This window comes from Rahnella sp. RFA10(1/100), assembly GCF_004195115.1.
GTDB lineage: Bacteria > Pseudomonadota > Gammaproteobacteria > Enterobacterales > Enterobacteriaceae > Rahnella > Rahnella perminowiae.
On record NZ_SEWR01000001.1, the window covers coordinates 889710 to 906904 of the forward strand.

Below are 17195 nucleotides of genomic sequence, written 5' to 3' on the forward strand. Positions count from 1 at the left end.
TGCGTTCCGCCTCAGTCTGCGCCTTGCAGCGTTGCCGGTTAAAAACCATGTAACCGCATTCCCTTGCGGTTGTTTGATTCCGGTCTCAGAGTTTATCCATCAGGTAACGATGTGCTTTGGAGGCAGCGCTGGCCGCTTTGAAAATATAACGCTTGTCGTTTTTCAACGCTTTCAGCCAGGAAGCAATATAGCTTTCAAGTTGTACCTCTCCCTCAATGCCAAGATCAGCCATCAGAAAGGCACTTCCCAGTTCCGCGACAAGTTCTTCCTCTGCATAATCCGCATTGCCAAACTTCCCTTTCATTTCACGGTTCAGACGTTTTTTGCCACCACTCCAGTGAACCAGCTCATGCAGACCTGTAGCGTAGAAATTAGCCGCATCTGAAAACAGATGGCGCTCAGGTAGCCAGACTTCATCTGTTGATGGAATGAAAAAGGCGTTTTGTCCTTTCTCGATGATGTTTGCGCCACTCTTCCGTAACAGGTTCTCAGCCTGCGGCACCGGGTCAAAGGTTGCTTCCGGGCTAACAGTTTCTGTGGTCAGAGTTAAACCGTCGATTTGCTGAACGTTAAACACGGTGAAAGTTTTCAGCATAGGGATTTGTTCAACTTCTCCGGCGTCGTTTTCCTTCTCCAGCGTGGTATAGAAAATAGCTGTTGTGCCATGCTCACCCTTGCGAACCTGTCCACCTGCTACCTGTGCCTGTTTGTAGGTCATCCAGCGGGAATCGCTGAAACCCTGTTTTGATGCACTGCACCACAGCAACATGATGTTCATACCGCTGTAGGCTACGCCGGTGGCGTAATTCGATGGCAAACCAGACATGCCAGATACACGCTGCCACGGGCAAGACCAGGGTTTCACACCGGCTTCCAGCACTGCAATGATGCTATCGGTAACGGTCTGATAAATATCCGTTCTGGTTTTAGAAAATTTCGTTTTTGAGGAGCCTGACGGGTCCAGCGGGGATACGCTGGTCGCCGCTGCGGTGTTAGGGGCGCTTGTCCGGGTGGTGCGCAGGGAAATCGTCATGTTTTTTCTCCGTCAGTGGTGTGATTTTCGTCTTCGTATCGCCTGACGGTTCGCTTTCCCGGCATCGTTCCGGCACGCAAGGACGCAGAATGCGTGCCATTTATCCTTGCTGGACGGGTTGTGCTGGGAAACGATTAACCGAAAGCAGATATGGAGAACGGAAAGCACACGGAAGAAAAAACTGCCCCTGCATAGCCGGGCTTAACGCCCCTTACTTCGCAGTGGTGAAAAGCAGACTGGTGGTGTTGAGTCGGAGACTGGCACTGACAGGAACTTCATGTAGGTGTTAGCATGCTTTCCTGCCGGGCGAGGCGATCCAGCTAACCGGAGGCGGTTTGTTCTTAAATTGTCTCGTTCCGACATCAATCACAACCAAGTCTGTGCTGTCTCCTTATTGAGCGCCGCATACAGTCTATCTACCATCAAACGGATTCGGGGTGAGAGATTTCTTGAAAAAGGCCACAGCGCCGTAACCGTCGCATCCTACTTGGGGTCTCAACGGGTATTATCCTCAATTCCCCGCGCCGGATCGTCGGTTTTATCAGAGTTTCGGCGAAGAGCGCCATACTAGGTCAGGACGGTGAAATTCGTAGCGGAGTTGAAGAGAATGGACTTTAGCCGTGCGCGCGACACAAAAAAGCACTAACGCCTTATGTCGTCGATGGAGTTAGTCAGGAGGCCAATCCCGACGCCTGATTTTGCAGGCGCGGGGTAAGGAAACAGCGATTGATGATGAGCGGCAAGAAAATTACTGGAAAGTGGATCGCAGAAAATAAAAAATCCATCCATAGAGTATATAATAATTATTCTGTCTGTTAAGCATTCTTAATAAACCTCTCTACTTTCCTCTATTATTTTTCGAGACAATATTTAGTGGTTTTTCTTCCATTGCAGGAAAAACTGAAATGCCGATCTTCTGGGTTCCTGAGTATCCACAACATAAAAATTTCGTGGGATATTGTTCTCCGAACTAGCGCCAAAGACATTCAATCCATACAGAGTAACGTCGCAACCTATCATCTCATTAGACTCAGGAATAAATCGAGTCGGAATATGAAATACTTTTGCCATATAACCATCAGGAAGTAGGAGTCGTAGAGTCGTAAAATTATTATCCATCTCAACCTCCAGTAATCGCCCATGAATATCGATGTTAAAATGACGATCGTCAGGGCAGGATTGTTGCCTGAAATGACATGAATTTTTTGAGTAAATCGGGCACGAGCAACGGCCAGCACACTGAATACAATGTTTACCCGGCCGAGCTATATTAAGCGCAGAAAAAGAAGTATTACGAGGTAATATTTCATTAAATGAGACAAGAACACGATTGACGCATTCTTGCAGGCTGTTATCCAATACACCGGTCCAGCTACCCCCTACTCCGGCTAGTTCCAGTTCAATATTAATTTCAGGAGCTAGCTCTTTTATCATCATGCCATATGCCGCTATTTGTAACAAATATTCTTCTTTCGGCTGATTTTTTTCGTCTCTCACTTCGCCGGTTTTAAAGTCAACAACCCGTATCTGCCCGGTTTCTTTTCTGTAAATGAGATCGGCACGTCCCTGCATATCGAAACAAGTACTTTTCAGCAGTTTTTCCCGACCTACCGGAATAACACTTTCCCGCATTTTTATCATATCTGGCAAATGTCCACCCCGTTCATCAACCGGAGTAACAAGAGATTTGGCGTAACGAATGTATTTGATCAACGCCTGACGCGATACTAATCCAGCAATGCCATAGCGTTCCCAGACCCATAGCGCCAGTGCTCCTTGCTGAGTCTTTATCAAGGTCGCCACAAAGTCGTTTTCAAGCCTCTGTATGATTGATTCAGGACTATTCTCGCCACTTTTTTGCAACGTGTTTGCCAGTCTGTGCACGGCACTCCCCAGAGCAGCCTGAGGAGGCAAAGGCAAACACAGGAAAGAATGCTGCTCGCTTTCCAGCAAGTACCTCATTGGGCAGGTAATAAATACGCCCAGCTTTGAGGGGAGCACCGGGCGGGTACGCTCCAACGTCATTATATTCATTTTTCGCTCGAACGAGGTGGTGTGCACAGTTTTGCCATCACAGTTCCCATACGGCGAGAAAGCTCAAAGGTGTTTGTAAATACGATATCTTCCTCAAGCGAGAGCACCTCAAGTTCAGGATTAGCTTTAAAAACCCCGTCATAACTCCAGAAAGGATGCAGTACTGCCGCCCAGCGTTGTGGGCTAATACCTATCAGCGGGATATTTCCCACGATTTTTACTTCACTCCCCTTAAATAAAGACGATGCTTCTTCGGCCAGTCGTTTGGCATTAACCGTCCAGTCAATTATGCCGGGGGATGAAAAATCTCCACGTAGTCCGGCATCATAGGTTTTATCCAAAAGCAATTGAATGACATCCAGTCCCAGACGCCAGTCGAGCAAGCCATGATAAGCCTGATTACCGTATCGATGCAGGCAGTAATAACATGCCTGAAAACATACGTCGCGATGCTGTGGTTCTAAAAACTCTTTTAGTGGATAGGATCTTTCGTCATTGATAATCTCATTCATCACTTCAAGAACAATCGGAGAGCCAGAGCTCCCGATCTGCTGTAGTCGCTCGCATAATCCAGAACCATTAACCAGACGATCGGCCATTTGTAATATCGGTGCAGAAATACCGTTTTTTAAAATTTGTACGCGAGGCTCCAGAATTTCAATTTCTTCCGGATCAGTATCAAGTAGCTCTTTCGAAGCATAGTTGACGATGATAAAAGAAGCAGATAGCGCGGCCGCCCGAAATGCAGGAGTCAGTGCGCCTTGCAAGTACTGTAACTGGAGGTCCACCGGAGTATCCACCAACATCAACGCCAGTAAATCGGTTACTTTAGGTGCCGAGAGATAAAACGATTCTCGGCTTTCCTGCATAGGGGTAAAGCGGTTTTTAAGTGATAAATCAGCCTCAAGAAGGTTACTGTCTAACCATACGTGGTTTGCCCATAGCGGCTGATATACTCCCGCCTTTCTGAATGGAACCCGTAGATTGCCTTGTATCGCATTGAAACCACTCCATGTTTTGTCCGCATAAACACCACGATTTAACCTGTTAAGGCAGGTTTGGGATTTTAGCTGGATGGCAACATTAGAGTCAGGTACAGATACTGCATTCTCAATTGAGTAAGCTTCAGCAATAGATACTCTGCTGGCCACCGTCAGGGTTTGGTCAAAGTCTTCTTTTGCAGATTTATCTTCAAGAGTGGTAATAAATCCGTTGGGTACGTAACACGAATATTGCTCAGCACCATCCATGACCCCACCGCAGGCGCTGCATACAGCGGTCATCGAGCCCACCAGTACCCAGACTTTGCACACCGGGCAAACGGTCATCGCCCTGCATTCTCCCGGTTCGTCAGCTTCAGTGAAAAATTCGGCCGGGTTTTTGTAGCTTTGCTTCAGCATTCCGGCATAGCCTGCGGTAAAGTAACGGCGCTTGTCCTGTACCAGATATTTTCCCGGTGCAAATTCCTGAATCGCAATATCCAGATCGCGATCCATGCTGGCGAACTGTACATCATGTTCGTCCGTACTCACCGGCCTTGTCAGCAGAAGTCGTGTTCGGGTTGGCATACCGTACATAGGGAATTTTCCCTGTTCGGCCAACGCTTCCGCCAGTCCCTTTCCTGCCATAGCGTCGTCGTCCAGTACTGATTTAATATCTTGTATTAGACATTCCGGCGTCAGAGGGTGGATTATTGTACGGTAGAATATTTCATCCTGTTGCATACACGCTTGAGCAAACTCATCACGCGCGTTGATGGTTTCTTTCAGCGCGTTACGAATGCGCGGCAACCAGTTTGCCTGATTTTCTTTTAGCCAATGAACCTGAAAAAACTCTCCGTGATTGTCGGGTTTATGTCTGTCACCATCAACAGGCCACGACTGCCCCGAATCCACTACTTGCTCTCTGAGCCACTTAAAAGCGGCCACCAGCCAGATTTTGCGCACTAAGCGCTGGCAGATCATTTCCAGTTTAGTAGTTAAGAAAGGTGGCGGAGGGAGATCGCCGGTGATCTTTTCCGGGTTACGGAAGTAAAATAAATCATGGCTCTTGCTGCGACATGCCGTTAATACAAATGCAAAAGCCTGCCCACGTCGTCCCGCTCGCCCTACGCGTTGCTGGTAATTAAAACGTTGCGGCGGCATGTTAGCCTGAAAAACTGCGCGTAGATCGCCAATATCAACCCCCACTTCCATCGTGGTGGTAACAGAGAGTACATCCACCTCTCTGGCGGCTCTATCCAACTCAGGATGAGGTTCGAAGTCCTCCAGCCCTTTTGGCAATATGTCGTCATCATCAGCAATGAGGATACTTTTAAAACGGCGTAATCTCGCTGCCGGATTCCCCGTCATGCCCGTGAGTTCTTCAGAACGCATTCTACTGATACGGGAAGCATACGATATACGTTTACCGAGATAGTTTTGGGTTTGTAATTCCCCCGCGTTACCAGAAGATGTTTCAGGTAGTGGCGCATAACAGCGGGTGCAAAGTTTTGCCCCCTTGTGCAAATGGACGCGGCCACAGTGACTACAGCGCCAGAAAGGAGCGGTAGCCTCTACTAAACGAAAGTGCACTTTTCCAATGTCAATAATGCCGCCCTGATGACCAGAGCGTTTGAGGTGCACCAGAAAGTCCCCAATCAGCGATAATGTCTTGGCTCTGGAGTGGTTACAAAGCTCATCGCTAAAACGGCGCAACCGATTTTTAGGCTTCACATCCTCTGCAACATGCCAGCGCGTTTCTGTTGTTGTGTACTGGGACGGTGCGACTCGATAGGCATCCGCCAATACGCGAAGCATAGCGTCATAGACAGCCAATTGTTCCCGCGAGCAGTTGTTAGCCAGAGGAAGACAGGGATAACCCCATCCTGCTTCTTCCAGCGCAAAATAGGTTTTACTGAACACGCTTTCCCCGACCAGTTGTTTTAGGTCGCGGGAGATTTCCTTCCGGGCAACGTCCAGATTATCCTCATAGGAAGGATGTTTCTTCCAACACCATTTGGTCTGTTTGTTTTTTTCAAATAATTGCTGCCATGCAAAAGTGATAGTTTCTTCATCATGTTTTTGTTTTGAGGGCTCAGGGACAGGAGATATCCCCGTTCGATCGGTAGGATGAATACCCGCGTCAACTAATGTTGCCAACAGAGGATTAAGGACGTTGCCTGCGATTGGTGCTTCAGGCTCCAGTATGCTGCTCAGCGATACGCTGTCTGCCTGTGGCAGTAGCAATAAGTCACTCAGCCGCTCTTTTTCGCCAAAAAGCTGTCCTAATTCTTTGTCTTCATCCGCAGAGAGCCGCCCCTCTTTAATCTCTTTGCTAATTAGTTCTTTTCTGCGTTTATTAAGTTGTTCTAACTGTATGGTCACTTCTTTATGGGAGCACTGACTCGCTGACAGTTCCTTCAGCGAGCGCACAACAATCTCACGGCGAACATCATCATGGTGACCTGACTCCAAATCGAGCGCCGCATTGGCAGCATCCTGCCGACTGTCAGAAAATGTGACCAGCCGTTCCCGATCGCCAGAGCGTTGTAATTCAGCCATCAACGTACTGGCCAAGAGCTGCGTGGTTTTCGCAAAGCCGACTCGAAAACTGCGGATAGGTGATAGTTTACCTTTACCGTATTTATATGATGTACCACATGCCGGACACTGGAAAGGCAGCGCACTCCCCGGTGACTGGCTGGACGACTGGCCTCTTTTCCTAGTGGAAAAATCACCCGATGGGACATAATAGAACCAGCCTGCAATATGAGTTTGTTCAATCGATCTTATAGGCGATAACGTGTGTTGAATCGCCGCAGTAAACGGATCGTAACCAGCCTTAATCCACTTCCCAAAAGAGTCCTCATCGGCTGGAGTTCCTTCTCCTCTAGGCCAGAATCGATCGACGGTCGGCATAAACAACGCATATTCTTCGGCGGAACGTCGTTCAACCATAACCGATTTCGCATGTTCAGGTAGTTGATCAATATCGGGATCGTTGGGTAAAAGCTCTACGCGGCTATCCGTTGCCGAGAAAGAAGAGGGTTTGCCGCCAAAAAATAGTGTGGCGCAACACTCACAGTAGAGTAATTCTACGCGTCGTGATTTTTTGTTGTCATAGTGACGCTCGCCATAACGCAGGCCAGACTCAACCGTCAGATCGGCAAAAAAGTGCTGATCTCTTTCTTCTGTTGATGCACTTGAGGGGGAAGGTAGCGGTGCTGCATATAATCCTTCCAGAGCCCGTAAAAACGCATGGGCGCGAAAACGTGGCAATGGAATATCATCGGGAAAGGGATGTGAAAACCACTCAGGCCAGCTATCTGTAGCAGCACGTAACCATATTAATGCACGAATCCCCTCACGTCCTGCGGAATGGGAGGGAAATATACGCTCTGCCAGAGCAGTTATTGATGTAGCACGCAGAGACTTTTCACATGTATAGCAACCTTTTTCAAGCATACAGGCGGCCTGCACAACAACCCATTTAGCCAGTTTTTCCATACACTGCTCGTCATGATAGCCCCCCATACTTCGGGCAACGTTTGACCAGTGTTGCAAAGATGGCAGTGAGGATCCCTGTAGCTGTCTTACCGTATTGCAGAAGTCGTTGAGGTCTCCGTGGAAATGCAACGTATTATCCTGTGCTGGAGAAACCATGGCACCATTCACCACGCAATCTGCCCAGTCTTTAGCTGCTGCACTCACAGGCAGTCCTCGCTGACCGAACATCCCCCATAAATACTCAACGCTTTTCTTACCTTCAGGGCCATCAACGGGCAGTGAGGCACTGGATGCCAGAATACGGAGCTTATGTCGGTGCTGTTCCTGATCCAGCCCCAGACGGTTTATGAGATGTTTGAGCAAATAACTGACTTCGGTCCCTGCTGTACCGCGCTGAAGATGCAGTTCGTCAAGGACAAGATAAAAATAGGCATCAGGATCGTGTTCAATCCATTCTCGGGTTTGGTCAAAAATAGGATCGTCAATCTCCCGTACCAACATCGTGGAAAGCATACTGGTGTTAGTAATCAGTATATCCGGAGGTGATTTTTGCATTTCCCAGCGGCTAAGCATTTCTCCGCCTGATACACTAGGGAAATTGAATTGCAGGTTATCATCATGATCCCGAATCCCCTGCCGCACAGCTTCCCGATGAGTGTCTTCCACGGATTGAAGATATTCGCGCAATTCAGTGATTTTACCAGCGACCCGTTTTTTCTCTTTTTTCTCTTTTTCCTCGCTCCCCGGTCGGGGATGGTTTAACCAGCCAGTGACTTTCGTTGCGCCAGTATAACGACCAAAAAAGATACGGTTGCCACCCAAGTGTAAATCCATCGCTTCATGTGCTTCTCGGGAATCAAGCGCCCGACGCATACGCACCATTTGATCTTCAACCAGTGCGTTCATTGGATACAAAATTAGCGCTCGTACGGCTTTTGGCCGTGCTGATGCTTCTGCCTCACGCATAAACGTAGGCTGAGTATTTACTCCACTATGCCACCACGGCTGCCAGCATTTAAGCGAAGGACTTTTCGGCCAACCACTCGCTTCTTTCACAATTTGAGCCAGAACTGGCAGCAGAAAAGATTCTGTTTTACCTGACCCTGTTCCTGATGTAACGATACCCGGCATTGCGGGCTGTACACCTCTTTTCAGCATGTCTAGCTGGTGGGTATAAAGTTTAAAACGTCCTTTGGTGGAATCGGCTTTATCGCGAGGCAAAAGCCCTCCCAGACAAAGATCGATAAATGCGTCCCTTTGTTGCTCGGAAAACCCTGGCAGCCATTCCTCACCTTCAGCCACATTACGTAAATCACTGATGGTTAAACCATAATCCTGATATCTTGGCATTGGTTCCAGAAAAAGATCTGCACATAATGTACCTTGCTGTTCCAGTAAGCTACGTCGATATGCCTGAATATCGGGTGAACCTATACGAAAAGCAGTTTCAAGATAGGTGATGTAAAAATCCCTTATTGATTCAAATGATTCCAGTGGGTTATTCATAAAATGCCCTTGTTTATTTATAGCTGGAACAGATGATCAAGCACGGTTGCAGATGCACCGTGAGTGATTTCCTGAACATAAGGTATCAATGCAGGAGCCAATGGCTCAATTTCTGCGGTTATTTTTTCTGTGGTACTGCGCCCAATAGTGAAAGCCAGCATTGCCAGCGCCTGAGATTTTTCGTCGGAATAACCCAATGCGTTTAACACCGCCCGCATAGTTTGCTGCTGATTATCTTTAGGGTGAGCATCGGCGTATAACGAAGACCATAATTTGGAGGCCACGCACGCGGGCGCAATATCTGAAGTATATTCGGCTGGTGAGTATTCAGTCTGCTCAACCTGTGTACTGCTATATTCGGCCATAAATACGGGCAACTGATTAGCAACTGGCTCCTGTAGTGGGAACGTACTTTTACCAACGGTAAACGTCAATACAAACAATACAGGGTAACTTAACGAAAGGTGCCGCAAGGTATTATTTTGATCCTTCCAGCATAGTCCCGCAGAATATTCACTGCTAAACAGGCATTCGTTAAGTTCGGGAAGTAATGTTTCCGGCGGCATTCGGTTAAACCCACGTAGTTTTACTATCGTCATTAACCCGCTTGATTGTTGGTGCGCTAAGAAGTCACCCAGCGTCATAGAGCTCGTGCTATTTGTACTCCTGATTAGCACAGGCGATTTCATTAAGTCGCTGATACTAAAAAGATCACCATGAATAGAGACCTCCCCCCATATGCTTCCCGACAGAATATTGGCTAAAGAAACGACAGTTTTCTGGGCGTATTTTCCTGTTAATCCGACAACTGATACAACACTTGCGGCAGCAATCAAACTGAACAACAGATTTTCGCTTAGTCCGGTAATCGCTGCCTGTTCTTCGATCGCGGCCTGTAGCACTCTTTTGCTGTTTATTTCATTTACTTCCGGCGGTAGTAAAGACTGAGGTAACGGAAGGCTCAAGGCGGGTTCGGTGATTCGTTCTGATGGTATAACGGGTGTGGGTGTGGCCGAACCAGCGATCATCGTTCGCAACAACGCCGTCTGTGCCAACGTTTCTATACCCGCCTGAGACGCTTGCTCAAAGGTTTGCCTGATTCGTGAATCCAGCTCAGCTTCCTGCTGGCGTAGCGCTTTTTTTATACGGTTTGTTTCGCTTTTTAGCGTCTTTTCCTGTCGGTTAATTTCTGCATCCAACTGCGCCTTCTTATCCATCAGTGATGCAATCGTCTGTCTGAGTTGTTCCTGCTCACTTTCATACTGAGCCAGTATTACTTGCTTCTCTGCATAGATTTGCGTCTTTATTGTCGGCAACGTCAACAGTTGTTGAATGCTACCGTCCAGAAATTCTCTTGAAACCGCAACCTTCTCAAGTTGCGTCAATGCACGTAAATACGCACTTCGATTATCTGACTCATATTCAGCCATAAAGTGAGCTAAACGCTGTAAGTGTGATTTGCTGAAAACAGGAAAATCTGTCGATGAATAGTCTAACTTTAACAGCCGTTTTATCCATGTAATGGCAGGCGCACAATCATATTTTTCGCTCAATCCGGGGAGTTGAGGCACTATAGTGATTGACTGAGAGCGCAGTTCCACACAACTTAATTCCCGATAAGAATCCAGAGGTACGTCAAAATCATATTTTTTAGGATCAAGAATGTCTCCGGGTAATCTTAGCGCCAGACCATCGGTTAAGAAGAAGATAGTAGGAGATTTATCTTGAGGTTGGTAACAGGTTAATAGCCATTCACGAATCGCATCCGGTTCGCCAGAATCATAGGGGATTTTGACAACGGAATATACGCGAGACTGGTACTCAGTCAATGCACACTGGGCCGTTTTATCGGATGGCTTGTGTCTCGCTTGCCATATGCCTAATTCCCCATGGGTCACATTATTTGTAAAATGATTTAAAAATCCTATAACTTCGCCACGATCGGGATAGAGCATATGGCTGTGAGCATCTGAAAGATCCCGCAGTTCATCGCCAATAAACAGGCCAACGGGCGAAACAAAGAATACGCCAGAGGGAAGCACTTTCGTCACTTTACCGACAAAGGACACTCCATCGATATCGCCATTGATATCGTCTGGCGCAACAGGCTCTGCCAATAATACTATTCCGTTGTCAGCCTCTTCCTGAGGACGAACGACGCCAAACGTTGAGATGAGCCTACCAAATTTTTGCCCCAGAGGCAGTGAGTGATTGGATAACTGTGACACCCACTGACCTGCAACTTCCGTTTCCCCCTTCAACGTAGCAACAAGCCCAGCAACGAACGCCGGAATTATTCGATCTGAAGGAGATATGTCACGTCCCTGACTTACGAATAGACACTGCTCGATATCTTCATCAGTAACACTAATCGTTGACTGCTCAGGTAATCTATCGCTGGACTCATGAGGATCATCATTATGGAGTAGTGTAATTTCTTCACCGCGAAGAAATTGTGCGACGATGTTAGGGCAAGGCTGAGTGACGTAGAACCCAAGGATTGCGCGCCATAGCGGTTTTGGTGATGAGATATCTTTATCGTTATTTTCTGCGAGCAGAATCTCATGAATGATTTTTTGGGGATCACCTTGTTCTGGAAATTGTACGTGAGTACGAAACCAGGTTAGCACAATGGAATGGGCCTTAGGTGGTAATGCGCTCAAAAAATGTAAAATCTTGTTCGGAACCTTTGGCAAATTGTCCGCTTTAGCACCAGCCATGATCAGCTTTTGCTGCGATTCTTTCAGGCAGTTCATCAACTCAAAAGGCTCTGCACCAAAGAGATACATCTGCCTCAATCTTTCTTTAATGATATGTTGTTTTTTAGACACCCTGAGTGAGCTCCTTGGTGATTGATTTAAGAGATTAATTGATGCTGCTTATCCTGCGTAGCGCCAAAGCTCTCGCCCGCCGAGTGACTGCTCGATTAACCGGGAAAACAGCATTATCATCACACTCAACGCCTCCCCACAATTCATCCCCTCTACCAGCAAATATTATCCTTCCGTCATCACTGACGGTACAACAACCGCCGGCGAAATGTAACCACCACTGAGTGACAGAAATCGGTAAAGTAATTAGTGACTTAGACCAGAAGAGATCGCCATAGTGACTTTGAGTACCAAGCGTTTTTTCCGACCTCATGACGTGAGCCATTAACGCCCAGGCAAAGCTATCAGTTTGCCAGTACCCCGTATCTGCCCGAATAAAATAACGATTACGTTGCTTTTCCCGACAGCGCATTAACAGGTCGCTATTTGTTGGCTGGATTTCTTCTGACCATTGGTTTTTTTTTGTCTGCCAGAACGCCACATAAATATCGGGTGGCAAAGCTGGAACTTGCTTTATTTGAGTCATGGATAACAGCACGCCACTTAATGGGCCAACAGAAAAATCTTCTCTGGCTAGAAACTGCCAATTGAACTGTTCAAGCAAATCTTTTACGCGATCGGTTCCTGACAAAATCAATTCAATACTGCCAAGTGCAAAATTATTATCCACTGTTGACCAACGTCTTACCCGTTCACTCTCTTTCAACAAACCTTGCAGATGATGACGCTCGCTTTTCGTCAACATACCGCCAACTCGGGCAGTGAGTCCTTCTACCTTCTCACAAACAGACAATGTACGTTTTGCCAGTGATACCACCGGATACGGCGCATGTCGTCTTTCTATTACGCAAAGCCAGCCTGAGGCAAAAAGCAACCGGCGCAACCGCCATGCAGGTATACCTGTCGCTAGTGATACGGGCGTTAAATGTGTATTAAGCTCATCAAATGGTAGCGTACTGCGTTTTTGAAAACGCAGTGCCAGTGCTTCAGCTAACCAGTCAAATGCGGCAGGAAGCATGTGCAAATCAAACTGTTTACTCTCTACAGGCACACGTTCATCAAGTCGCCATATCGACCATGATCCGCCTAGTGAGGTAGTTTTTTGGTTTTTCAGACACTCCATTGACTCAACATTGTTTAATGGCACTAATGTTCCCCGTTGACCATCAATAAGCCAGTCATGTTGTTCGGCAACTTTACGATATGGAGCATCCGGCGCATGATCGAGGACGTGAATGTCAAAAACCAACGGTTCAACCTGTTTCTCAAGCGTTAACCGATAGCGACAAAACGCCTGTCCTGATAATGAAGTGAGTTTTTCCGGAGAAATAAATAGTCCTTCACCACCTTGTGTTGGTGTTAGTATGCCGCTGACCAGTTCTATATGATTGGAATCTCTGATTACATATTCCCCGCCAATGGCACCCACCATATGAATAACCGGCGTACTGGCTGGGTTAAGTAATATTGACTGTCCAAAACGGGCTGCACCTGTGATATAAGGTCGAGCAGGTATCCAACTCTGAACCATAAATCTACGAGCAGCACCAGGAAGTAATTTGGCAAGTTCGGTTAATTCCTGTCTACTCATCGTATCAAAGACGAGAACTTCCCAATCTTCAGAACCTGTATTTTTTCCTAGCGTCATAACAGTCAGGCCAGTATGTTCAAACATGGTGCGGATATGTACAGCATATTCATGACGAATAATCAAACAAACCAGACCATCGTCAAAATAATGACCATCCGAACTGATAAACCCAGAATCATCCCTGAAAAGGGGTAAACAACCAGCATGTAGCGCCATGCCAACCCGCGATCCAGTTAAGCCTTTTTTTCTTTTTTGTAGAAATGGAAGTAAACTCGTTAATGTAGCATTAACGTTGGTCTGATAATAAATGCTACTGTAATTTCCCAATTTTTCTGGTAACGATTCAGTTTTAACGGTATCCAAAGTCTGAGCACCAACATCATCCATTAACAGATAAAGTTCTGGAAGTTGCGGATCGGTAGCGTCTAAGTGAATGCAGAAAAGCCCATTCTCTCTGGCTTGTTGATTTTCTTCATGCCGCGTAATATCCCTCACAGCCCCCCAGAACGGGCTACTATATGCCTGCTGCATGGCTGCAGTTGATAATAGCGTATAGAATTCTTTGAATTCACTGACGAATACTTCACTAAAATCATCAATTCTCTGGTGTATTACTTTATTAACAGATTCAAATGTTGAATGGCTGTCCAGATTATTACGAACCAGTATGGCTCGCAAACGAATTTCATCTCTATAACAAGGAAAAGAAAGCCTCTTAGAATACCCAATCAGCTTTTCATTTTGGGGATGGGGTAAAAATAACCGAGAACAACCCTGTTTACTTTGACTCCATTGTTCAACTCTTCGCCATAAGCTAGGCAGTTCTCTAAAAATAAATTTCTTATTCCTATTCAGTCCCAATAATACAGAAAATCTAACCCTAAAGTCTCCTTCATCATGAGTTTCATTATCAGCACTGGCGGCAAGTAACGTTAAATATAGAATAGAAAAATGAGGTGGGATGCCTTTTATTCGAGTCAGACTATCAAGCGTTGAATCATCTCTGAGATAACGTTGTATTTTTCTTTCATCCTTACCAAATGAATCAAGAAAGCTTTGCTTAGCTTCTTCTTTACTACGAGAACCAGCCAATTGCTCAAAAATTCTTCCAGTAGTATCGATTCGACTCAAAAATACACCTGCACGGGAAGGCTCAAAAAAAACGGCGTTAACTAGTGCTGCATTCCACTCTTCTAAAGAAATAGGGAAAGATATACTCATGATTTTTATTCGCCCTTCCTCAAATTCATTTTCAACCCATCACCAGAAAATAGATGTTGAAAAATGATTTCGGCCAGTAACGGAGGAACTGCATTGCCTATCTGAGTAAATCGAGATTCAATATCACCAATAGGCTCAAAATCATGACGAAACGTCTGTATTCTGGCACATTCCCGCCATGACAAACGCCTAGCCTGTTCCAGCTTAGGCCGGGTTGAATCAATAGCAACATGTTCATATTCTTCAGAAAAATCCCAGCGCTGCTTCCAGCCGTCCTCAAGATTTGACCATGTTAACTTCATCATTGGGCTGGCTGGATGCAACGTCACATGTCGCCAGTTCGCTACGACGGTATAAGCAGGACTATCCCATTTGGCCTTACGATTTCTGGACATAAAGTACCATGAGAAGTGCCCCTCGGGATCGTGAGGTCGTTCGTAAAACTCACCCTCTGGCCATAATGGCAAATCGCGGATAGCCTCACCATGGGAAACATAAGGTTTTAAGTGCGGGTTCTTTAAGGTCGCTTTACCATGCGTTGCTGCCGGAAATTCAAAATATTGCCCCAGATCGTTTCTGACACCAATAATAAACAGGCGCTTGCGTGACTGTGGAACACCGTAAGATTTTGCATTAACAAGATGGTGACTAACTTGATATCCTGCATCCCGATAGGCGTTAACTTGTTGTTCTAAAAAGCTACCTGCGCCCAACTGCTGTAATCCTGAAACGTTTTCAGCCACAAAATACTTAGGTCGAACGATATTCAATACCCGAAGAAATTGCTTATAAAGATTGGTCCGCGCATCGTCGCTGGGCTTTCTGTTACCAGCCATCGAAAATGACTGGCACGGGTAGCCACCAACGACAACATCCACAGATGGAAAAGTTTGAATTTGAGAGATATCGCCATGCTTAACATCAGTATCAGGAAAATACTTGGCTAATGTTTTACACGCGTTTTCAACGATATCGTTAGCAAAAACAATCTTTCCTCCGGCAGATTCAATACCAAAGTCCATCCCTCCACAGCCAGAAAATAGTGAAAGAACCCGGATTTCGTCTCCTTCTCTTGCAAAAATACTATTCATATCACCATACCAGATGTCATCATTTTACTTGACCACACATATGATTTGCCTGAAATGGCAACTATTTTGTTCGAAAAATCATAGAATAAGATTATACCCCTGCATAATGGCATCGATCACTAACTATGTTATTTTTTTGAAAGTGTTTTCACCAGCCAAAGCCCCACCCACAGTCCAGCATCTAGTACCAGTACTCGGCTTACACCCCAACTTTGAAGCGGCTGATCTGTAAGCAACCCGGTAAACCGGGCCATTTACTTTTAGAGATCTTCCGGCATACTGACTATGTCCCTGGATGAGATCACCATGCGCAAAGCCGGATTAACCGAACACCAGATCATCGCTGTTATGAAGTCCGTCGAAGCCAAACGTACCGTCAAGGATGTCTGCCGCGATGCCGGGATCTCTGAGGCCTTGTACTATAACTGGAAAGCGAAGTTCGGCGATATGGAAGTCTCTGATATCAAAAAGATGAAAGAACTTGAGGATGAAAACCGCCGACTGAAACAGATGCTTGCGAACCTGAGTCTCGAATGCCGCGGAGTGAAAGACGTTATTGAAAAAAGCTTTAAAACCAGCGATAAAGCGTGAGTTGGTCCATCGATTTTATGCACTATGCGCTGGTGTGCGGCAGGCGCTTACGGACCTTCAACGTAGTGGATGGTTTTAATCGCGAAGCGCTGGCGATCGAAATTGACCTGAATATCCCGGCGCAGCGGGTCGTGAGAGTGCTGGACAGGAACGTGGCAAACTGCGGATACCTGCTGAAAATGCGGATGGATAGCGGCCCGGAGCTGGTCTAGCTGACGCTGGCACAATGGGCAGAAGAGCATGGTGTGATGCTGGAATTTATCAGGCCCGGCAAGCCCACGCAGAATGCCTTTATCGGACGGTTCAACCGGACGTACCGGACAGAAATATTGGATTTTTATCTATTCAGAACCCTGAATGAAGCACGGGAAATTACATAGCGCTGGCTGGCTGAATATAACGGCGAGCGCCCTCACGAGTCACTGAACAACTTGACACCTGAAGAGTACCGGCTGATGGCTGAAATCCCATAAAGTGCGGGGAACTAAAACCGGTGCACTTACAGTCATTTTTGAAACATTGGCCAAACTTCTAGGTGTATCTCCCAATGTTAATTTTTCCGATTATTTTAAATAACATGATGGATAAATGGTAGTTCAATAGAGAAGATAAGAAATCCGCCAGTAATTCACTTGCAAAAACTCATGAAGAGGGGAACTTCAATAAATATGAAAGTATAATTTTTTAATACCAGTGAAACCCAATTAGTTATACACTTTCAGGCTCCCGAAAAACTAATAATTCGGTTGTAGATGAAATTACAAAAGAGCTTGAAAATCAAACTAAACAACCATCACATGGTGATATAAA

The 17195-nt window shown here is 46.2% G+C and carries 6 protein-coding genes and 1 pseudogene; 1 reads left to right on the forward strand and 6 read right to left on the reverse strand.

The window, feature by feature from the left end:
* Positions 1–85: 85 nt before the first annotated feature.
* The 6 genes from ETV65_RS03945 to ETV65_RS03975 form a co-directional block, all read right to left on the reverse strand.
* On the reverse strand, positions 86–1033 hold the full coding sequence (locus ETV65_RS03945) for a zincin-like metallopeptidase domain-containing protein (RefSeq protein WP_129951638.1): 948 nt from the start codon (positions 1031–1033) through the stop codon (positions 86–88).
* Positions 1034–1903: 870 nt separating this feature from the next.
* Positions 1904–3058: a PD-(D/E)XK nuclease family protein gene (locus tag ETV65_RS03955; RefSeq protein WP_158613265.1), complete on the reverse strand. Its 1155-nt coding sequence runs from the start codon at positions 3056–3058 to the stop codon at positions 1904–1906.
* 5 nt (positions 3059–3063) lie between these two features.
* Complete coding sequence (locus ETV65_RS03960; protein ID WP_129951640.1) at positions 3064–9060, reverse strand: DEAD/DEAH box helicase; 5997 nt, start codon at positions 9058–9060, stop codon at positions 3064–3066.
* Between the two features lie 17 nt (positions 9061–9077).
* A complete protein-coding gene (locus ETV65_RS03965) occupies positions 9078–11891 on the reverse strand; it encodes a kinetochore protein (RefSeq protein ID WP_129951641.1) in 2814 nt (937 codons plus the stop codon).
* Between the two features lie 34 nt (positions 11892–11925).
* Entirely contained in the window at positions 11926–14703 is a 2778-nt protein-coding gene (locus tag ETV65_RS03970) for a hypothetical protein (protein ID WP_123755003.1), read from the reverse strand.
* 5 nt (positions 14704–14708) lie between these two features.
* Positions 14709–15794 (reverse strand): DNA cytosine methyltransferase, encoded by a 1086-nt coding sequence (locus tag ETV65_RS03975; RefSeq protein ID WP_045338337.1) that lies wholly within the window; start codon positions 15792–15794, stop codon positions 14709–14711.
* Positions 15795–16100: 306 nt separating this feature from the next.
* Here ETV65_RS03975 and ETV65_RS03980 point away from each other — a divergent pair.
* A pseudogene (locus ETV65_RS03980) lies at positions 16101–16858 on the forward strand (integrase core domain-containing protein).
* Positions 16859–17195: the final 337 nt, after the last annotated feature.

Bases quoted from the DNA above. Each gene is read 5' to 3' on its own strand.
- ETV65_RS03970 (WP_123755003.1), bottom strand. From the start codon at position 14,703: ATGAGTATATCTTTCCCTATTTCTTTAGAAGAGTGGAATGCAGCACTA.
- ETV65_RS03955 (WP_158613265.1), bottom strand. From the start codon at position 3,058: ATGACGTTGGAGCGTACCCGCCCGGTGCTCCCCTCAAAGCTGGGCGTA.
- ETV65_RS03975 (WP_045338337.1), bottom strand. From the start codon at position 15,794: ATGAATAGTATTTTTGCAAGAGAAGGAGACGAAATCCGGGTTCTTTCA.
- ETV65_RS03945 (WP_129951638.1), bottom strand. From the start codon at position 1,033: ATGACGATTTCCCTGCGCACCACCCGGACAAGCGCCCCTAACACCGCA.
- ETV65_RS03960 (WP_129951640.1), bottom strand. From the start codon at position 9,060: ATGAATAACCCACTGGAATCATTTGAATCAATAAGGGATTTTTACATC.